This window comes from Sphingopyxis sp. GW821-FHT12F08, assembly GCF_058806755.1.
Genome location: NZ_JBXAQA010000002.1, coordinates 753,241 through 772,990 on the forward strand (window position 1 = coordinate 753,241; position 19,750 = coordinate 772,990).

A 19,750-nucleotide genomic window follows, 5' to 3' on the forward strand; every position below is an offset into this window, starting at 1 on the left:
ATGGCAGCCGGTCCCGATCGCATTCCCGTCATCATCGGCGTTGGCCAGGTCAACGACCGCCCCGAAGATCCCGACCAGGGGCTCGACTCGCTCGGCCTGATGGTCGCGGCGCTCAATATCGCCGCCAAGGACGCCGGCGTCTCACTCAGCGAGATCGACAGCCTCGCGATCGTCGACCAGATCAGCTTTCACAGCCTCGGCAAGCTGCCCGAACCGCTCGCCGCCGCAATCGGCGCGAGCCCGTCGATCAACTATCAGTCCGACGCCCCGCATGGCGACACCCCGATTCGCCTGCTCAACGAGGCGGCGAACCGGATCGGCGCGGGCGAAGTAAAGCTCGCCGCCATCGTCGGCGCCGAGGCACTGCGCACCGCCGCCGGCCGCGCCGCCAAGGCAGCGAAGGGCGAAGACAAAAGCTATAACGCCGTCCGCCAGGTCGCGACGCGCCGCGAACCCAATTATGCGCAGGTCCACGGCCTGTCGGCGCCCGTCGACGTCTACCCGCTCTATGAAAATGCGACGCGCGCCGCCTGGGGCCAGAGCCTCGAGGAGGCGCAGTTCGAAAGCGCCGAAATCTGGTCGCGCTTCTCCGAAGTCGCCGCCGCCAACGACGGCGCATGGATTCGCAAGCCCGCTTCGCCCGCCGACATCCTCGAAGTGAACGAGCGCAACCGCCCGATCGCCTTCCCCTATTCGAAGCTGATGGTCGCCAACTCGTCGGTCAACCAGGGCGCGGGCTTCATCGTGACCAGCCTCGCCGAAGCGCGCCGCCGCGGCATCACCGAGGACCGGCTCATTTACGTGGGCATGGGCGCCGCGGCGAAGGAGCCCGCGAGCATCCTCCACCGCGACCGCTACGACGGCAGCGTCAGCATGGAGACCTCGATCACCCGCACGCTCGAATTGAACGGCATGACCGCCCAGGATTTCGACTGCGTCGAACTCTACAGCTGCTTTCCCTGCGTGCCCAAGATGGCGCGGCGCATCCTCGGCTGGCCGTGGGACCGCCCCGCGACGGTGTTCGGCGGCCTGACCTTCGGCGGCGGCCCGATCGCCAATTATATGAGCCACGCGGTGGTCTCGATGGTCGAGAAATTGCGCCAGGAGGGCCGCACCGGTTTCCTCTTCGCCAACGGCGGCTTCGCGACCGACAATCATTGCATCGTCCTCGGCAGCGAGCCGATCGCCGCCGCCAGCTTCCCGCAGGATTTCGACTATCAGGCCGAGGCCGAACAAAAGCGCGGCCCTGTCCCCGAACTGGTCAAGGACTATGCCGGCCCGGCGACGATCGAAAGCTACACAATCTTCTACGGCCGCGACGGCGCGCCGAAGGCGGGCGTGGTGGTCGCGCGCGCACCCGAAGGCCAGCGCACGCTAGCGCATGTCGATGTGAGCGACGCGGCGATGCTGGCGTTTTTGACCGACGGAACCAGGGAACCCGTGGGAACCACCGGACAGGTCGTGGCGCTGGGCAACGACCGTTTCGGCTGGCGGGTGAACTAAAAATCCTCCCCGCTTGCGGGGAGGGGGACCGCCTGAAGGGTGGTGGAAGGGGCGGGCAGGCTGACGCGACGTCGCGCCCCGATGCGAACCCCCTCCGTCAGCGCTGCGCGCCGCCACCTCCCCACAAGCGGGGAGGATTTACAACTCGAAACTAACCCCCTGCGCCAGCGGCAGCGCGTCCGAATAATTCACCGTGTTCGTCGCGCGCCGCATATATTGGCGCCAGCTGTCCGAGCCGCTTTCGCGGCCGCCGCCGGTTTCTTTCTCGCCGCCAAAGGCCCCGCCGATCTCGGCGCCGCTCGTGCCCAAATTGACGTTGGCGATCCCGCAATCGCTCGCGACAAGAAAGCGCTCCGCCTCGCGCATATCGGTGGTGAAGATCGCCGACGACAGTCCGGCGGCCACGTCATTATGCGCGTCGATCGCCGCATCCAGGTCATAGTAGCGCATGACGTACAGGATCGGCGCGAAGGTCTCGTCGAGCACCGGGCCGCTCTGTGATGGCATTTCGACGAGCGCCGGCTTCACATAATAGCTCGCCCCCTCGCCCATCCGCTCGCCGCCATGGACGACACCGCCCGCCTGCACCGCGGCCGCCAGCGCCTCCTGCATCATCTCATAGGCCGCCCGGTCGATCAGCGGCCCGACGAGCACATCGCTTGTCCATGGATTGCCGACCCCGACGCTGGCATAGGCCGCCTTCAGCTTGGCGACGAAGCCGTCGTAGATGCTGTCGTGCAGGAACAGCCGCCGCGTCGTCGTGCAGCGCTGCCCCGCGGTCCCCATTGCGCCGAACGCCACCCCGCGCAGCGCCAGGTCGAGGTCCGCCGACGGCGCCACGATCACGCCGTTGTTGCCGCCGAGCTCGAGGATCGAGCGCGCGAAGCGTTCGGCGAGCCGCGGCGCGACCGCGCGGCCCATCCGCGTCGACCCCGTCGCCGAGAGCAAGGCCACGCGCCGGTCATCGACCAGCGCCTCGCCCGCCTCGCGCCCGCCGATCAGCAGCTGCGAAAGTCCCGCGGGCGCATCGCCGAAGCGCGCCACCGCGCGCTCGAAAATCACCTGCGTCGCCAATGCCGTCAGCGGCGTCTTTTCGGAAGGCTTCCACACCACGCTGTTGCCGCACACCAAAGCGAGCGCCGCATTCCACGCCCACACTGCGACGGGAAAGTTGAACGCCGAAATCACGCCCACGACGCCGAGCGGATGCCAGACCTCCATCATCCGGTGCCCCGGCCGTTCGGTTGCGATCGTCAGGCCATAGAGTTGGCGCGACAGCCCGACCGCGAAGTCGCAGATGTCGATCATCTCCTGCACCTCGCCCACACCCTCGGACGGAATCTTGCCCGCCTCGATCGTCACCAGCTTCGCGAGATCATCCTTCGCGGCGCGCAATTCCTCGCCGAAGAGCCGCACCAACTCGCCGCGGCGCGGCGCCGGGACGTGGCGCCAGGCGCGGAACGCCGCGGTCGCACTGTCGAGAGCTTCGTCGATCGCCGCACTGTCGGCGACGCGCACCAATGCCACCTGCTCGCCGGTCAGCGGCGTCACCGACAGCATCGACCCTTCGCTCCACGCGCGGCGGTCGACGCCCAGCCCATCGAGCAGATTCCCAACCTCTTCGCCGATCCCGGCCATTATCGATCCTTTCCAAATCGCTGTTGCACGCCGTCTACTCTCCCCTTCCCGTTCGTGTCGAGCACAGTCGAGACGCCCCGAAGTCGTATGCGACCGACGGGCATCTCGACTTCGCGCGATACGAGCGGCTAAGGGGAGAGCAAATAGAGGAGAGCTGCCGTGTCCGACCTACCCCCCTCCGAACCTTTGGTCCCCGTCCCCGCCGACGCCGCCGCGAACACCCATTGCACCGCAGCCGACTATGACCGGCTCTACGCCCAGAGCGTCGCCGACCCCGACGCCTTCTGGGCCGAACAGGCCAAGCGCCTCGACTGGATCACGCCTCCCACGAAGATCGCCAACTGGTCCTACGACCCGGTGTCGATCAAATGGTATGAGGACGGCGTCCTCAACCTCTGCCACAATGCGATCGACCGCCACGTCGCCGCGGGGCATGGCGAGCGCACTGCGATCATCTTCGAACCCGACGCCCCCGACGGCGAGACGCGCACGATCAGTTACAAGGCGCTGCTCGCCGACGTCGTCCGCTTCGCCAACACGCTGAAAAAGCTGGGCGTCCGGAAGGGCGACCGCGTCACCATCTATATGCCGATGATCCCCGAGGGCGCGGTCGCGATGCTCGCCTGCGCGCGGATCGGCGCGGTCCACAGCGTCGTCTTCGGCGGCTTCTCGCCCGAGGCGATCCACGGCCGCATCGAGGATTGCGCGAGCGACTGGGTGATCTGCGCCGACGAAGGGCTGCGCGGCGGCAAGGTCGTGCCGCTGAAGGCCAATGTCGACAAGGCATTGGAGCGCGTGGACGTCAAGGCAGTGCTCGTCATTTCGCACACCGGCGGCGACGTCGACATGAAGGAAGGCCGCGACCATTGGTACGATGCGCTGTCGGCTGATGTCCCCGCCGACTGCCCGTGCGAGCCGATGAAGGCCGAGGACCCGCTGTTCATCCTCTACACCTCGGGCTCGACCGGCAAGCCGAAGGGCGTGCTCCACACGGTCGGCGGCTACAGCGTGTGGACCGCGACGACCTTCTGGTACGGCTTCGACTATCGTCCGGGCGAGATCTTCTGGTGCAGCGCCGACATCGGCTGGGTCACCGGCCACAGCTATGTCGTCTATGGCCCGCTTCAGAATGGCGCGACGACGCTGATGTTCGAGGGGGTGCCCAATTATCCCGACCACGACCGCTTCTGGCAGGTCGTCGACAAGCATAAGGTCAACATCCTCTACACCGCCCCCACCGCGATCCGCGCGCTGATGCGCGAGGGCGACGATTATGTGACGCGCCACGACCTGTCGTCGATCCGCCTGCTCGGCAGCGTCGGCGAGCCGATCAACCCCGAGGCGTGGCGCTGGTACAGCGACACCGTCGGCAAGGGCCGCGTGCCGGTTATCGACACCTGGTGGCAGACCGAGACCGGCGGCATCATGATCACCACCCTGCCCGGCGCGCATCCTGCGCAGCCCGGTAGCGCCGGCAAGCCTTTCTTCGGGATCCGTCCGCAACTCGTCGATGCCGAGGGCGGTGTGCTCGCCGATGAACAGACGGGCGGCGCTGCCGAGGGCAATCTGTGCATCACGCACAGCTGGCCCGGGCAGGCGCGGACGATCTATGGCGACCATGGCCGCTTCGCCGAGACCTATTTCTCGACCTACAAGGGCAAATATTTCACCGGCGACGGCTGCCGCCGCGACGCCGACGGCTATTGGCGGATCACCGGCCGCGTCGACGACGTGATCAACGTCTCGGGCCATCGCATGGGCACCGCCGAGGTCGAAAGCGCGCTCGTGCTGCACGCGGATGTCGCCGAAGCCGCGGTCGTCGGCTTCCCGCACGACATCAAGGGCCAGGGCATCTACGCCTATGTCACATTGAACGCCGGGGTCGAGGCGACCGAGGAAGTCGCCGCCGCGCTCAAGCAACAGGTCCGCAAGGAAATCGGCCCGATCGCGACCCCCGACCATATCCACCTGACCCCCGGCCTGCCCAAGACACGCAGCGGCAAGATTATGCGCCGCATCCTCAGGAAAATTGCGGAAAATGATTTCGGCTCGCTGGGCGACACCTCGACGCTCGCCGACCCGAGCCTCGTCGACGGGCTGATCGCGGGGCGGAAGAACCGGTAAGCGCTACTTCGCCAGCGCCTCGCACAGGCGATCGGTCGCCAGCGCGATCCGCGATTCGGCGGTGTCGCGATTGGCGGGGCTGTTCTCGACGCCCTTTGTTTCGGTGTTGAACGCCAGCAACGTTCCCGCCCGCTGGTCGGGGCAGAGGCTCAAATAGGCGCGAAAGCCGTTCTGGTCGCCGTTGTGGCCGACGAAGCGCACGCCCGCGCTGCGATCGACGAAGAAGGACAGCCCGCTCTGCGTCGTCTTCGCCATGCGGCCCTGCGTAAAATCCTCGCCCGCCGCGATTTGCGGCACCCACATTTCCTCGAGCGACGACCGCTTCAGCACCAAGTCGTAATCGGCCTGTCGCGCCGGGTCGCCGAGCAGGAACGCCGCATATTTTGCCATGTCGGGCATCGGCGCGTTGAGCCCGCCGTTCGACACCGTCACGCCGGTGTCGACATCGAAGGGCGCCGCGGCACGCTTGCCGTCGCGGATAGTATAGCTGTGCGAGCGGTGCGGCAGCAGGTGCGGCGGCGTGCGGTCGAAATAGCTGTCGTGCATCGCCAACGGCTTCAGGATATTTTTGTCGATATAGACTTCATAGTCCTCGCCCGACAGCCGCTCGATGACCTGGCCGAGATAGACGATGCCCGGGTTCGAATAGCCGAAGCGGCTGCCCGGTTTGAACTCGACTTGCGTGTACGGCAACATCGCTACCAGCTGCGACCAGCTTGCAGGCTCGAACGGCTGCCAACCATGGTCGCGCCACGGCCAGGTGCCGCTGCGGAACCCCGCGCTGTGGCTCATCAGCTGGCGCAGGGTGATCGCACCCGTATCACCGTACGGATTATGCACCGCGGCGAGTTCGGGCACATATTTGACGACCGGATCGTCGAGCGACAGCAGCCCGCGATCGCGCAGCTGCATGATCGCGATGCCGGTCATCGTCTTGGTCACCGACGCCCAATGATAGACGGTGCGCGAATCGACCGGGACATATGCCTCAGCATCCTGCTCGCCCAGATGGTCGGCGGCCACGACGCGCCCGTCACGCACGAAATAGAAACTGCTGCCGGCGATATTCGCGCGGCGGGCTTCCGCGCTATGGAGCGCGCGAAAATCCTTGAGCGCCTTGTCGAATCCTTGCTCATCTGCTGCCGCGGGATGCGCGGAGATCAAGCAAAATGCGGTGGCGATCCAGCGCGACGCAGTCATAAGCTAGGCCGCCACCGCATGCCCGCGCCGCATCGCGAGGATGCGTGCCTCGACCTGGTCGAGCGCGTCAAGCGCAGTGACCAGATCAGCGTTCACCGATGCCCCGACCTCGCGGCTCAGCGCGTCACCGGTGCCCAGCATCTCGCGGAAGGTGTCGCGCTCGAAGCGGAGCAGCGTCGCCTGCTCGCTCGTGCGCAGCATCCGGTCGTGCGGCGCGCCCAGCAGCAGCGGCGACAGCCCGACCAGCTGGCCGGGGCCGGTGATCGTCAGCTGATAGACGCCATCCTTGTGCGGCAGCGCGCTGCGCACCGCGCCGCGCACGACGAGCCACAAGCCGTCGGACGCCGCGCCCACCGCGGCAAGGTCGCCGTCCGCCGCCACGTCGATCCGCGTCCCCGCATCCCAGAAGGCCTGTCGCTGCGCCGGGTTCATCTCCGCGCAGCAGGGCAGCTTGGCGAGGAACGCCTCGGCCGCGAAATCCTCCTCGACGACCGGCGCCAGCGCGCGCTGCGGGCGCGGCGTGAAGCTGTCGGGTTCGCTCGCGAGCAGCGCGGCGATATCGCGCGTCTTGCCCGCGACGCGCGCGGCGATCAGCTCGCCGAGCGCCGCCTGCAGCCGCAGCGACGCGGGCTGGAGCCGCGCCAAGGCCGCGCGGAACTGGTCGGCGGGCAGGTACCAGCTCGCCACCGGCCCACGCGCGATGCCCATCGCCGAGCGCTTGAGGTCGCGGCCGATCAGCGCCATGTCGCCGATCACCTCGCCGGGGCCGACCCTGGCGAGCAAGGCCAGCCCGCCACCCGGCAGCCGCTTGCCGATATCGACCCGGCCTTCGTCGACCAGATACAGCCCTTCGGCGCGCTCGTTCTGGACCAGCAGCGCCGCGCCGTCGGCGAAATGGCGCGGCGAAAAACCGTCGGCGAGTTCGGCGAGCTCAGCCGCGTCGAGTCCGGCGAAGAGCGGCGCGTCCGCCAGCTTCGCGGCGGACAACAGGCTCATCCCAGCACCGCCCAGGTCGGCGCATGGTCGCTTGCCTTCTCGCGGCCGCGATGGTCCTTGTCGACGCCCGCGCCGATCAGCCGGTCGGCGAGTGCCGGACTCAGCAGCAGATGGTCGATGCGAAAACCATGGTCGCGCTGCCAGCCGCCCGCCTGATAGTCCCAGAAGGTCCACACCCCGCCCGCGGGATGGCGGCTGCGCACCGCGTCGGTCCAGCCGTCGCCGAGCAGGCGGAACCAGGCGTCGCGCGATTCGGGCTGCATCAGCGCGTCACCCGCCATTGGCCCGCGCGGGTCCCACACATCGTCGTCGTAGGGGATGACGTTATAGTCGCCGGTCAGGATCGCCGGGATCTCGGCGGCGAGCAGTTCCTTCGCACGCTCGCGCAGGCGGGCCATCCAGCGGAGCTTATAATCGAACTTCGGACCCGGGTGCGGATTGCCGTTGGGGAGATAGATGCACCCGACACGCAGGCCGTGCACGTCGGCCTCCAGATAGCGCGACTGCTCGTCCTCGGCCTCGCCCGCCAGCCCGCGCTGCGTCTCGACCGGCATCGTGCCTTTGGCGAGGATCGCGACGCCGTTGAAGCCCTTTTGCCCGTGATAGAGGAAGCCGTAACCCGCCGTTTCGATCTCCTTGGTCGGCATCGTCTCGTCGCTCGACTTCAGTTCCTGCAGGCAGGCGATGTCGGGCTGGGTTTCCTCGAGCCATTCGATGAGGCGCGGCAGCCGCGCCTTGATCCCGTTGATATTGAAGGTCGCGATTTTCATGCCGCATCTATGGCAGCATGCGGCGCCCCGCGAAAGGCGTCAGATCGAGAAGCTCGACCCGCAGCCGCAGCCCGAGGCCGCGTTGGGATTTTCGACCTTGAACGACGATCCGCCGAGCGAATCGACGAAGTCGACGACGCAGCCGCGCACCAGGTCGATGCTGACCGGATCGACGACCAGCTTCACCCCATCGGTCTCGGTGACGATATCGCCGGCGTCGATGCTCTCGGCGAGCCCGAAGCGATAGGTGAAGCCCGAACAGCCGCCGCCATCGACGGCGAGCCGCAACGCGGCGTCGGTGTTGCCCTTGCGCTGCGCGATCCAGCGGACGCGCGCCGCGGCGGCAGGGGACAGGGTGATATCGGAAAGCTGCGTGGCCATGGGGTGAAGATAGGGCGTGCGGGCGCGAATGGAAGGGGTTGCTGGGATAGGTGTTGCGCGGGTGGCGGCTTTGGGGTGGGGAGCGGACGTTGCCGATCCTCCCCCGCACGGGGAGGACCGGCGTTGTCCGCAACCGCCCGAAACCCGCCATCCCAGGCACCCAAAAGAAAAAGGGCGCCCCGGCTTGAACCGTTGGGCGCCCCTCCTCTCCGACCCTGGAAACTTGTTTATTCGGGACCGCCCATCGCGAGCTTGTCACCGGTGATCGCCGCGATCGCCATCGAATCCTGGCGGCAGAAGGGCATCGGATTGACCGGCGCGCCTTCGATGCGGACTTCATAATGCAGGTGATTGCCCGTCGAGCGGCCGGTCGAGCCGACATAACCGACGATCTCGCCCTTCTTCACCTGCTGGCCGGGGCGGACGATGTACGAGGACATATGGCCGTAGCGCGTCTGGATCGCGTTGCCATGTTCGATTTCGACGTAATTGCCATAGCCGCCTAGGCGCTGGGCGCGGCCGACGGTGCCGTCGGCGGTGGCGTAGATCGGGGTGCCGTGCGGCGCCGGGATGTCGATGCCGTTGTGGCGCGCGACCTTGCCGGTGATCGGGTGGACGCGCATGCCGTAGGACGACGAGAGCGACATGTTCTGGATCGGCACCCGCGACGGGACCGAAACGCCCAGGCTCTGCGTCAGCCCGGTGTCGAGGCGCTTCCACGCCTGGAAGATCGCACGCGCTTCGCTATCTTCGCCGACCTGCGGCACGCCCGCGTCGAAGCTGTCGTCATCGGGTTCGTCGGGTACGACGATGCTCGCATCGGCGCTGTTTTCTGCGGCATGAGCCGCCGGGGCGTTCACGCCCATCAGCGCGGTGGCACAAAAGATCAGCCCAAAATGAAACTTTTGCGCCAGAAGAGTGTTAATCACTTACGACCCCGCATCTGCCTTGTCGCCAATGGTCCGGAACGGCCATTGGTGCCGGTTTAGTCTGCTTTTGGATGATTGATCATCCGCCCGGCAGCCTGTCTGCGGGGGCGGGCCTTACGAAGCAACAACGGCATAGTATTCTTGCGTTAAACCGGCGTCACGACGCGCCGAGTCGTTGAACGGCGGCTTCAACACTCCCCGAAATCGCGATTTTACGAGGCTTTGCCAGGTTAACGCCGGTGCGAATCCCCTTCTCTCGCACGCCCATTCGAACCAGACTGTGCCCGCGGTCACATGGCGGATCTCGTCGGCATAGATGCGTTCGAGGATAAGCGCCGAGGCGACGTCGCCGGTGCCGCGAAACCGCTCGATCATCGCCGGAGTAACGTCGAGCCCGCGCGCCTCGAGCACCATCGGCACGATCGCGAGCCGCGCCAGCGCATCATCGCTCGTTTGCTCGGCCGCCTCCCACAGCCCGGCATGCGCGGGCAGCGCGCCATAATGGCTGCCGAGCTGGCGCAGCCGCCGGTCGATCAGCGCGAAATGCATCGCCTCGTCGGCCGCGACCGCGATCCAGTCGTCGACGAAGCCCCGCGGAAATTCACCGCCGAAGCGCCCGATCAGGTCGACCGCGAGGTCGATCGCGACGAACTCGATATGTGCGAGCGCGTGGAGCATCGCGATCCGCCCGCGGTCGGACCCGCCCTTGCGGCGGCGCGGCATCTGGTTGGGCGGCAGCAGCTGCGGCTCGGCGGGCCAGGCGGGCCGGTCGGGCATCGCGACCTCGCAGCGATGCGCAAGCGAGCCCCGCCGCCACGCACGCGCCAGCCCGCGCGCCGCGCGCCTCTTGGCGTGCGGGTCGGCGGTGAGCAGCACCGCGCGCGCGGCTTCGCCCAAGGTCGTCAAAGCGCCTTCGCCGCCTCCAGCACCGCCTCGGCATGGCCCTTCACGCGCACCTTGCGCCATTCCTTCGCCAGCGTGCCGTCGGCGCCGAACAGGAAGGTCGAACGTTCGATCCCCATATAGGTGCGGCCGTAATTCTGCTTCTCGACCCAGGTCCCGAACGCCTCGCACACCGCGCCGTCTTCGTCCGAAGCGAGGCGCACGGTCAGCCCATATTTGTCGCGGAATTTGCAGAGCTTCGCGGGCGCATCGCGCGACACCGCGAGCACCTGCGCGCCGAGCTTCGCGAATTCGGGCGCCAGCCGCGTGAAATCCTGCGCCTCGACGGTGCAGCCCGGAGTATCGGCCTTGGGGTAGAAATAGACCACCAACGGCGCGCCCTTCAGCGCCTTCAGGTCGATCGCCGCGCCGTCGGCGTCGAGCAGCGTAACGGCGGGCACGGCATCACCGATGGCAAGGGTCATGGCTCATTCTCCTGATGATCGGGGCGAATCGACGCCCACCAGTTCGCGATCTCCTGCCGCGCCGCATCGTGCGCGGCAAGCAGTTGCGGCCAGCCGGGCTCGCCGCACGCCGCCGCGACCAGCTGGCGCGCCGCCGGGGTCGCGGGCTCGCCGTCGGGCGCGGTCAGCCGCAGCATCACCAGCATCCGCGCGAGCAGCCCGTGCGCGTCGCAAATCTCCGCCGGCGCCAGCCCCTCGATCCGCAGGCAGGCGAGCGCCGAACCGATATTGGGGTCGTGGCAGCGCCCGCTCGACAGCTGCGTCACCTGCATCGCGAACTCGAGGTCGACGAGCCCGCCCAGCCCGCCCTTGATGTCGAGCGCGCCCTTCGGCGGTTTGTGCGCCGCCATCTTGCCGCGCATCCCGGCGGCATCCTGCGCGAGCTTGGCAGGATCGCGCGGAATCGCGAGCAGCGCGTCGATGATCCGCTGCACCGCGGCCTTCGCGCGATCCGAGCCATAGACCGCCCGCGCGCGGAGCAGCGCCATATGCTCCCACGTCCACGCCTCCTCGCGCTGATAGCGTTCGAAGCTGTCGAGCGTGACGACCAGCGGGCCCTGCGCGCCTTGGGGCCGCAGCCGCGTGTCGACTTCATAGAGCTTGCCCGCCGCGGTCGGCACCGACATCGCGCCGGTCAGCCGCTGCGCGAGGCGGTTGTAATAGGTGGTCGCGCCGAGCGGCCGCCGCCCGTCCGATTCGGCGAGATGATCGCCGGTGAAAAGATAGATGAGGTCGAGGTCCGACGCGTGCGTCAGCGCCCGCCCGCCCAGCCGCCCCAGCGCGAGCACGACGAGTTCGCTGTCGGCGATCCGCCCGTGCGCTTCGACGAACTCGGCGACCGTCGCGTCGGCGAGCACCTGCAGCGCCGCCTCGGCGAGTTCGGAATAGCCGCAGGCGATCATCATCGGGTCGGTGGCACCCGCGATCAGCTGCACGCCATAGGCGAAGCGCCGCTCGCCGACGCGGTCGCGCACGCGGTCGAGCAGCCGCTCATAATCGAGCCCCGCCAGCCCCGGCGCCCATTCGGAGAGCAGCTCGGCCCTGGTCGCGGGCGCCTCGAACGCGCGCTTGTCGATCAGCCCCTCGATCAGCTCGACCCGCGCGCCAAGCGCCTCGGCCAGCGTCGGGGCGAGCGTCAGCACGCGCACCGCGACCTTCGCGAGCTCGGGCTGCGCCGCGAGCAGGTGGAAGAAATTGATCGCGCTCGGCAGCCCCGAGACGAGCTTGTCGAAGCGCGTCAGCGCCGTCTCGGGATCGGGCGCGGCGCCCAGCGCCTTGACCAGCCCGGGCAGGACGGTTTCGAGCGCATCCTGCGCGGCGGGCGTGCGCAGCGCGCGCAGCTTGCCGCCGCGCCATTCCGCGATGGTGCGCAGCGCCGCGTCGGCCGGCTCGAACCCCGCCGCCATCAGCGCGCCCGCCAGCTCGCCCTCGTCGCGCGGCAGCCCGTTCGTCGCCGCGCGTTCGAGCACCAGCCGGTCGTAACAGGCCGCGACATCGGCAGTGACGGGCTCGAGCATCGCGAGAAGCGCCGCGCCGTCGGCGTGCCCGTCGAGCCGCGCCACCGCGTCGAGCGCGGGGGGCTGGAGCGGCAGGCAGTGCGTCTGCTGGTCCTCGATCATCTGCAGCCGATGCTCGACCCGCCGCAGCACCGCATAATGGCCGGTCAGCCGCTCGGCGATATCGGCATCGATCCGTCCCGCCTTCGCGAGCGCGGCGAGCGCGCCGACCGTCGCCGGCACGCGCAGCGACGGGTCGCGACCGCCGTAGATCAGCTGATGGACCTGCGCGAAAAATTCGATCTCGCGGATGCCGCCGCGCCCGCGCTTGAGGTCGTAACCGGGGCCGAAGGCCTGCCCCTGCGCAAAATGGTCGCGGATGCGGTCGCTCATCGCGCCGATTTCCTTCAATTGCCGGAAATCGAGGCTGCGGCGCCAGATGAAGGGCTGGATCGCCGACAGGAATTCACCGCCCAATGCGCGGTCGCCTGCGGAGGCGCGCGACCGGATGAACGCGGCCTGCTCCCACGCCAGTGCCTCGGATTCATAATAGGATATGGCGGCATCGACCGGCAGCACGATCGGCGTCACCTCGGGGTGCGGGCGGAGGCGGAGGTCGACGCGCAGCACATGGCCGTTCGCGGTACGCGCCGACAGGATCTCGGTCATCCGCCGCGCGATGCGCACCGCCGCCTCGGTCGGATCGTCGCGCTGGCGGCGCGGCATCGTCTCGGGATCGAAGATCAATATCGGGTCGATGTCCGACGAGTAATTGAGTTCGTGGCTGCCGAGCTTGCCAAGCGCGATCACCGACAGCCCGCGCGCGTCCTCGTCCGTGCGTTCGGCAAAGGCGGCGGCAAGCGCGGCGTCGCAGGCGGCGTCGGCGAAGGCCGACAAATGCCGCGTCGTCGTCGTCACATCATGCTCGCCCGACAGGTCGCCGAGCGCGAGGAGCAAAGCCATCCGCCCGCGCCAGTGGCGCAGGCCGACCATGATGTCGTCGTCGACCGGCGGCGCCGTGACCGCGACCAGCGCCGCGTCGGTGCCCTCGCGCAGGAAACGCGCGACGTCGTCGGCATGGATTTCGGCGAGCCGCGCGAGGAACGGCGCGTTGGCGGTCAGGCGATCGAGCGCCGATTGGCGCGCGGAAGAATCCGGTGCGGTCATCGCCCGCCGCTATCGCCCGCGCATCTGCGCATGGCAAGGCGTCAGGCCGGAACCGTGCTCTCGTCGAAGAACAGCACCTGCGAGATCGCCGCGCGCAGCGTCGCGGGCTGGTACGGCTTGGTGAGCAGGAACGCCGGCTCGGGGCGGTCGCCGGTCAGCAGCCGTTCGGGAAAGGCGGTGATGAAGATGACCGGCAGCTTCACCTCGGCGAGGATTTCCTGCACCGCCTCGATCCCCGAGCTGTTGTCGGCGAGCTGGATGTCGGCGAGGACGAGGCCGGGCTTGTGCTTCTGCGCCTCGGCGACCGCCTCGGCATGGGTGGTCGCGACCGCGACGACGTCGTGGCCGAGGTCGCGGACGATCATTTCGATGTCCATCGCGATGATCGGCTCGTCCTCGATGATCAGGATTCGCGCGCGCGTCTGACGCTCGATCTCGTCCAGCGCCTGCGCGATCAGGGCGTGCACCGTGCCGGCGTCGCGCCCGACGATCCGCCCCGCCTCGTCTTCGCTGAACCCCTCGACCGCAGTCAGCAGCAGCGCCTGGCGCGCGAGCGAGGGAATGCGCCGCAGCCGCGCATCGGCGATCGCGATGTCAGCCGCCGCGGGTTCATCCGAAGCTCCCGCCTGCTCGGCGACGAGGCCGAAATTGTCGTGCACCATGCGATAGAGCTGGATGCGCAGGTCGGCGCTGGTGTCGACCGCCCCGGGATTCGCCACCAAGGTCTGCAAAAGGCCCGCGACCAGTGCATCGCCGCTTTGCTGGCTTCCCGAAATCGCCCGCCCGTAGCGGCGCAGATAGGGAAGATGCGGCGCGATCGCCTGACCCAATGACATATATTACCTCCTAAAACAGGTCGCTGCCTGCCCCGAAACATTCGAATACCGGGCGCAAAACCCGGCGAAAGGCGCGCGCACGCCCGCCACGCCCGATATTATTGCGCTGTCACGGAACGATTTAGCCGCAAATTGGTTTCATGGGGAAGGAACAAAGCGTCATTGCGCTTTGCTCGCCGCGCGGTTAGCTACAGGCCCCATGTCCATTGGATGTCACGATAATGTCGTCTGAAACCGGTTCCCGAGCCAAGGCCACCGGAAAAGACGCCGACAAAAAAATGCCCAAAAAGGCGCAGGACGTGAACATCGCCCTGCGTCGCGCTTATGAGTCGGCGATCGAGGAGAATATCCCAGATTCGATGATGGACCTGCTCAACAAGCTCAACTGACTCGTCGGGCCGCGCCGCGGCGATAGCGATCCTCGAAATCCGACTGGAAGGCCGCGAAGCGCCCTTCGGCGATCGCGCTGCGCATTCCCGCCATCAGATCCTGGTAGAAATGCAGATTATGCTGCGTCATCAGCATCGCGCCCAGCATCTCGCCCGCGCGGACGAGGTGATGCAGATAGGCGCGCGACCAGGTCGAACACACCGGGCAGCCGCACGCGGCATCGAGCGGACCCTTGTCCTCGGCGTGCCTGGCGTTGCGGATATTGACCGGCCCTTCCCAGGTGAAGGCCTGCCCGTTGCGGCCCGAGCGCGTCGGCAGCACGCAGTCGAACATGTCCACACCTCGCGCCACGGCACCCACCAGATCGTCGGGTTTCCCGACCCCCATCAGGTAGCGCGGCTTGTCGGCAGGAAGCTGGCCAGGGGCGAAGTCGAGCACGCCGAACATCGCCTCCTGCCCCTCGCCCACCGCGAGCCCCCCGATCGCATAGCCGTCGAAGCCGACGTCGGTCAGCGCCGCGGCCGAGCGCGCGCGCAATTTTTCGTCGAGCGAGCCCTGCTGGATGCCGAACAGCGCCGACCGCGCAGCATGCTCCTCGCCCGCGTCGAAGCCGGCGCGGCTGCGCGCCGCCCAACGCATCGAGCGTTCCATGCTCGCCGCGGCGCGCTTGGCGTCGACACCGTTCGGCGGGCATTCGTCGAACGCCATCACGATGTCGCTGCCGAGCAACCGCTGGATCTCCATCGAGCGTTCGGGGGTCAGCATATGCCGCGACCCGTCGAGGTGGCTCTTGAACGCCACCCCCTCCTCGCTCTGCTTGGTCAGCGCCGACAGGCTCATCACCTGATAGCCGCCGCTGTCAGTCAAGATCGGCCGGTCCCAGCCCATGAATTTATGGAGTCCGCCCAGCCGGACCATGCGTTCGGCGGTCGGCCGCAGCATCAGATGATAGGTGTTGCCGAGGATGATGTCCGCGCCGGTCGCGCGCACTTCGGCGGGCCGCATCGCCTTCACCGTCGCGGCGGTGCCGACGGGCATGAAGGCGGGGGTGCGAATCTCGCCGCGCAGCATCGCGATCGTACCCGTGCGCGCAGCGCCGTCGGTCGCGGCGACCGAAAAGGCGAATCTTGTCGTCATGGCGCGCGCCTATGGCGGGGGTGGGGGGAAAAGTCGAGGTGGGGGTGGTTCGGCGAGCGGACATATAGCCCTCTCCCCTTCAGGGGAGAGGATAGCGCAGCTTGCTCCGTCAGGAGCTAGCGGAGCTTGGAGAGGGGCATGACCGCCAGCGATCGGAAGCCCCTCTCAACTCCGGCTAGGCAGCAAGCTGCCAAGCCTTCGTATCTCTCCCCTGAAGGGGAGAGAGCATAATCCTCGCTCCCGCCCCCTACTCCCGCTCATCCTCGCTCGACGGCTCTTCCTCGGCCGCCTTCGCCTTTTCCTTCGGCTTCTCCTTGGCGAAAATCTCCGCGATTTCCTCCTTGCGCGCCTGGCTCAGCCCTTCCTCGGCGGCGGGGAACATCTCGTCCTCTTCCTCCTCGATATGGTGGAGGTAACGGTGCTTCATCGTGCGGAAGCGCGTCAGCCAGCCGGTCGAGGCGAAGTCCATCTCGTAGAGCTCGGTGAGCATCTCGTCGATTTCCTTATGCTCGCTCGCGCTGTGCTGCGCGTCTTCGCGCAGGTCGGGCTTGGCCATCATCGTCGCATAGAGCGACAACTCTTCGGACGCCGCATGCGCGGTCACCTCGACGCGGAACGCCTCGAACAATTGCTCGCGCTCGTCGCTGTCGCCATGCGTCTCGTCGATCCGGTCGAGCAGGTCGCGATGCCGGTCGTGGTCGGCCTTCAGCCGCTCGAAAATCTTGCTTTCCGCCATGATCGTCTCCGTCGTTGGTCGACAGGAGAACGGACGGGGTGGCGCCCGGTTCCGTCAGGGCGTCTTGGGCGCGGGCGGAGTGGCCGGCGCCGCAGCCTTCGCGAGCGGGCCGATATATTCGGCGTAGATCGCATTGGCCTTCGCCGCGACGCGGTCGAGCACCTCGTTCTTCTGCCCCGCGAGCAGCCGCTCGCTGGTCGCCTTGCCCTGCGCGTCGCCGAGCAAATTCGCGACCGAGAACCACGCCGCCGCGGTCTCGCCGTCCTTCGCGACCCCCTGCCCCTCGAGATAGAGCAGCCCGACGCCGAAAAAGGCGTGCGGCTGGCCGGCCTTCGCCGCGGCCTGGTAATTTTCCATCGCCTTCGCATAATCGACCGGCGTGCCGCGCCCATTGGCGTGCATCACCGCGAGGCTCATCTGCGCCTGCCCATTGCCCTGCGCCGCCGCTTTGGAAATCAGCGCCAGCGCCGCCGCGGAATCCTCGGCGACGCCGTCGGCGGTGTCGAGCATCACGCCCAGCCGCCACTGGCACTGGCTCAGCCCCGCATCGGCACATTGGCGGTACAGCCCCGCCGCCTTCGCCTTGTCGGCGGTCATATGCTCGCCATTGTCGTAGAACCATCCGAGCGCGAACTGCCCCTCGGCATCGCCCTCGTTCGCCTTCGCCTGCGCGAGCGAAAAGGCCTCGATCGGCTTGCCCGCGTCGAGCAGGTCGGCGACCTGTTCGCCGGTCGACGGACCGGTCGATGCGGCAGTGAGCAGGGCCCAGGCCAGCGCGACGGCGCCCAGGGCTTTGATGTTGCGAATATCCCTCATGCCGCGTCTTGTGACAGCATGATCGGCAAAGCGCTAGGCCCTGAAAAGGCCCGCGATCATTTGGCCGCCCAGTCGCTCGTCGTGGTAAAACTGGGCAGCGCGATCCCCGCCTGCTGGCTCGCCGCGGCGATCAGATAGGGCGACACGCGGTGCCGCGTGCACAGCCCGCCATTGCCGTCGCTCACCATCGATTGTTCGAACTCGATGCCCTGCTGGTGCTTCTTCGACCGGCGGACGGTGCCGGTGACCAGCTGCCCTTCGCCGAAATCGATCACGAACTGCGTGTCCAGCGGCACGTCGATCAACCCCTCGATAAAGGCGCCGGTCGCCGACAGGTTGCGCATCACCACGGTGTAACGGTAATTGCCGTGGATCGCGCCGACCTTGCGGAACATCTGGAAGCGGCCGTTGCGCTGGCGCGCCGGCCCCGCGGGCTCGATCATCCAGTTGCCCGTCTCGGCATGGCCGAGCAGTTCGTCGTTCGATACCGACTTGCTGTACACAAAACCCTGCACATGGCTGACGTTGAGCTTGCGGATCAGGTCGAGCTGGTCGAGCGATTCGATCCCCTCCGCGGTCGTCTCCATCTCCAGCGCCTCGGCGAGCGCGACGATCGCCGCGATGATCGCGCCGTTGCGCGACCCCGGCTCGGTCGCCCCGCGCACAAAGCTCTGATCGATCTTGATCTTGTCGAACGGCGCCGACTGGAGGTAGCCGAGCGACGAATAGCCGGTACCGAAATCATCGAGCGCGAGGCGCACGCCCAGCCCTTTCAGCGCCTTGAACATCTGGCTCGTCTCGGCCGAATCGCCCAGGAACACGCTTTCGGTGATCTCGAGCTCGAGCTGCTCGGGCGGCAGCCCGCTCGCGGCGAGCGCATGCGCGACGATCCGCGGCAGTTCGGCATTGGCGAACTGGATCGGCGAGACATTGACCGCGACGCGCATCGCCCCCGGCCAGCGCGACGCATCGTCGCACGCCTTGCGCAGCACCCATTCGCCCAGCGCCCAGATCAGATTGGCTTCCTCGGCGATCGGGATGAACAAGGCGGGCGAGATCGGCCCGCGCTCGGGGTGCGTCCAGCGCACCAGCGCCTCCATGCCGGTGACGACATTGGTCCTGGCCTGGACGATCGGCTGGTACGACAGCTCCATTTCGCCGCGCGCCAGCGCGTCGCGCAAATCCTCCTCGAGCGCGCGGCGATCCTCGGCGGCCTGGTGCAGATCGCTCGAATAGAAGGCGAAGCGCCCGCGCCCGTTGCCCTTGGCGGCATAGAGCGCGAGGTCGGCGTTGCGGACGAGGTTGTCGCTGTTGTCGCCGTCGAAGGGGCTGATCGCGACCCCGACCGACGCGCCGATGATGCAGCGGCTGCCCTCGACCGAATAGGGCTGCGACAGGCTCGCGATGATGTCGGCGGCCATCTCGCCCAATTTGCCGCGATCCTCGATGTCGGGCAGGATGATCTGGAACTCGTCACCGCCCAGCCGGCTGACCATTTCCTTGTCGCCGACGATCTTGAGCAGGCGGCCCGCGACCTGCTTGAGCAGCGCGTCGCCCGCGGGGTGGCCCAGCGTGTCGTTGACCTGCTTGAAGCGGTCGAGGTCGAGCAGCATGATCGCGCACGAGCGCTGCTGCTGCGCAAAAGCGGCGAGCGTCGTGTCGAGCTTTTTCGAAATGTTGAAGCGGTTGGCGAGCCCGGTCAGGCTGTCGTACATCGCAAGGCGCGACGCATCCTCGGCCGAGCGGCGCTGTTCGGTGATGTCGACGCCGCTGCCGCGATAGCCGGTGAAGCGCCCCCCGGCGTCGAAATGCGGCCGCCCCGACACCGCCCACCAGCGGTCGCCCTCAAAGGCACAGCGCAGCGGCAATTCGTCGAATTTGGACTGTTTGGTCAAGAGGAAGGGCAAGGTGCGCTGGCGCTCGCCATGGCTTCCGGCTGGCAGGAACAGCTCGGCAAAGCTCGCGCCCGCCAGCGCGGCGGCGCTCCGCCCCATCTGCTCGGCGACCGACGGGGTGATATAGGTCAGCCGCCCGTTGGCGTCGGTCGACCAGAACCAGCCTTGCCCGCTTTCCTCGTAATTCCGGAGGAGCAGCAGCGCTTCCCTGGCCTGGATATTCGGCACGCCCTCGCCGCGCGGCGCCGCGCGGGCGCCGCCGAACTTGCCCAGAAATCCACGCCCGCCGCCGTCTGGCACCGCCCGTTCCTCCCGGTCCTCCGGGCAACG

17 protein-coding genes are annotated in these 19,750 nt (G+C 67.6%); 3 read left to right on the plus strand and 14 right to left on the minus strand.

The window, feature by feature from the left end; genetic code table 11:
• Window positions 1–1,503: an acetyl-CoA acetyltransferase gene (locus AC1RNQ_RS08365; RefSeq protein ID WP_493170401.1), complete on the plus strand. Its 1,503-nt coding sequence runs from the start codon at window positions 1–3 to the stop codon at window positions 1,501–1,503.
• A 138-nt stretch (window positions 1,504–1,641) separates the two neighbouring features.
• Here the strand turns inward: AC1RNQ_RS08365 and amaB are convergent, their stop codons facing one another.
• Window positions 1,642–3,141, minus strand: coding sequence for an L-piperidine-6-carboxylate dehydrogenase (gene amaB / locus AC1RNQ_RS08370; protein WP_493170403.1), 1,500 nt, complete (start codon window positions 3,139–3,141; stop codon window positions 1,642–1,644).
• A gap of 159 nt (window positions 3,142–3,300) precedes the next feature.
• Between amaB and acs the strand changes: the two genes are divergently transcribed.
• A complete protein-coding gene (gene acs / locus AC1RNQ_RS08375) occupies window positions 3,301–5,265 on the plus strand; it encodes an acetate--CoA ligase (RefSeq protein WP_493170405.1) in 1,965 nt (654 codons plus the stop codon).
• A gap of 3 nt (window positions 5,266–5,268) precedes the next feature.
• On the opposite strand, the gene AC1RNQ_RS08380 is transcribed toward acs, so the two are convergent.
• The 9 genes from AC1RNQ_RS08380 to AC1RNQ_RS08420 all read right to left on the minus strand — a co-directional run bounded on the left by AC1RNQ_RS08380 (window position 5,269) and on the right by AC1RNQ_RS08420 (window position 14,446).
• Window positions 5,269–6,429: a serine hydrolase domain-containing protein gene (locus tag AC1RNQ_RS08380; RefSeq protein WP_493170407.1), complete on the minus strand. Its 1,161-nt coding sequence runs from the start codon at window positions 6,427–6,429 to the stop codon at window positions 5,269–5,271.
• Window positions 6,430–6,468: 39 nt separating this feature from the next.
• On the minus strand, window positions 6,469–7,461 hold the full coding sequence (locus AC1RNQ_RS08385) for a cyclic nucleotide-binding domain-containing protein (protein WP_493170409.1): 993 nt from the start codon (window positions 7,459–7,461) through the stop codon (window positions 6,469–6,471).
• Window positions 7,458–8,231, minus strand: a complete 774-nt coding sequence (gene xth, locus AC1RNQ_RS08390; RefSeq protein ID WP_493170411.1) for an exodeoxyribonuclease III — start codon at window positions 8,229–8,231, stop codon at window positions 7,458–7,460. Before xth ends, AC1RNQ_RS08385 begins: the two co-directional genes overlap by 4 nt.
• A gap of 39 nt (window positions 8,232–8,270) precedes the next feature.
• Window positions 8,271–8,612, minus strand: coding sequence for an iron-sulfur cluster insertion protein ErpA (gene erpA, locus AC1RNQ_RS08395; protein WP_493170412.1), 342 nt, complete (start codon window positions 8,610–8,612; stop codon window positions 8,271–8,273).
• Between the two features lie 227 nt (window positions 8,613–8,839).
• On the minus strand, window positions 8,840–9,478 hold the full coding sequence (locus tag AC1RNQ_RS08400; protein WP_493170413.1) for a M23 family metallopeptidase: 639 nt from the start codon (window positions 9,476–9,478) through the stop codon (window positions 8,840–8,842).
• Between the two features lie 177 nt (window positions 9,479–9,655).
• Window positions 9,656–10,447, minus strand: coding sequence for a ferritin-like domain-containing protein (locus AC1RNQ_RS08405; protein WP_493170415.1), 792 nt, complete (start codon window positions 10,445–10,447; stop codon window positions 9,656–9,658).
• A complete protein-coding gene (locus AC1RNQ_RS08410) occupies window positions 10,444–10,908 on the minus strand; it encodes a peroxiredoxin (RefSeq protein WP_493170417.1) in 465 nt (154 codons plus the stop codon). Before AC1RNQ_RS08410 ends, AC1RNQ_RS08405 begins: the two co-directional genes overlap by 4 nt.
• Complete coding sequence (locus AC1RNQ_RS08415) at window positions 10,905–13,610, minus strand: bifunctional [glutamine synthetase] adenylyltransferase/[glutamine synthetase]-adenylyl-L-tyrosine phosphorylase (protein ID WP_493170419.1); 2,706 nt, start codon at window positions 13,608–13,610, stop codon at window positions 10,905–10,907. The genes AC1RNQ_RS08410 and AC1RNQ_RS08415 overlap by 4 nt, the downstream gene beginning before the upstream one ends.
• 41 nt (window positions 13,611–13,651) lie before the next feature.
• Window positions 13,652–14,446, minus strand: a complete 795-nt coding sequence (locus AC1RNQ_RS08420; protein WP_493170420.1) for a response regulator — start codon at window positions 14,444–14,446, stop codon at window positions 13,652–13,654.
• Window positions 14,447–14,667: 221 nt separating this feature from the next.
• Here AC1RNQ_RS08420 and AC1RNQ_RS08425 point away from each other — a divergent pair, with 221 nt between their 5' ends.
• Entirely contained in the window at window positions 14,668–14,835 is a 168-nt protein-coding gene (locus AC1RNQ_RS08425) for a NepR family anti-sigma factor (protein WP_493170422.1), read from the plus strand.
• On the opposite strand, the gene tgt is transcribed toward AC1RNQ_RS08425, so the two are convergent.
• The 4 genes from tgt to AC1RNQ_RS08445 form a co-directional block, all read right to left on the minus strand.
• Complete coding sequence (gene tgt / locus AC1RNQ_RS08430) at window positions 14,828–15,973, minus strand: tRNA guanosine(34) transglycosylase Tgt (RefSeq protein WP_493170424.1); 1,146 nt, start codon at window positions 15,971–15,973, stop codon at window positions 14,828–14,830. The genes AC1RNQ_RS08425 and tgt overlap by 8 nt on opposite strands.
• Before the next feature lie 247 nt (window positions 15,974–16,220).
• The gene (locus tag AC1RNQ_RS08435) at window positions 16,221–16,709 is read right to left on the minus strand and encodes a hemerythrin domain-containing protein (protein WP_493170426.1); all 489 of its coding nucleotides are present in this window, start codon (window positions 16,707–16,709) and stop codon (window positions 16,221–16,223) included.
• A 54-nt stretch (window positions 16,710–16,763) separates the two neighbouring features.
• Window positions 16,764–17,525 carry a tetratricopeptide repeat protein gene (locus AC1RNQ_RS08440; protein ID WP_493170428.1) on the minus strand — a complete coding sequence of 254 codons (762 nt, stop codon included), beginning with the start codon at window positions 17,523–17,525 and terminating at the stop codon, window positions 16,764–16,766.
• Window positions 17,526–17,581: 56 nt separating this feature from the next.
• Window positions 17,582–19,720, minus strand: coding sequence for an EAL domain-containing protein (locus AC1RNQ_RS08445; protein ID WP_493170429.1), 2,139 nt, complete (start codon window positions 19,718–19,720; stop codon window positions 17,582–17,584).
• Window positions 19,721–19,750: the final 30 nt, after the last annotated feature.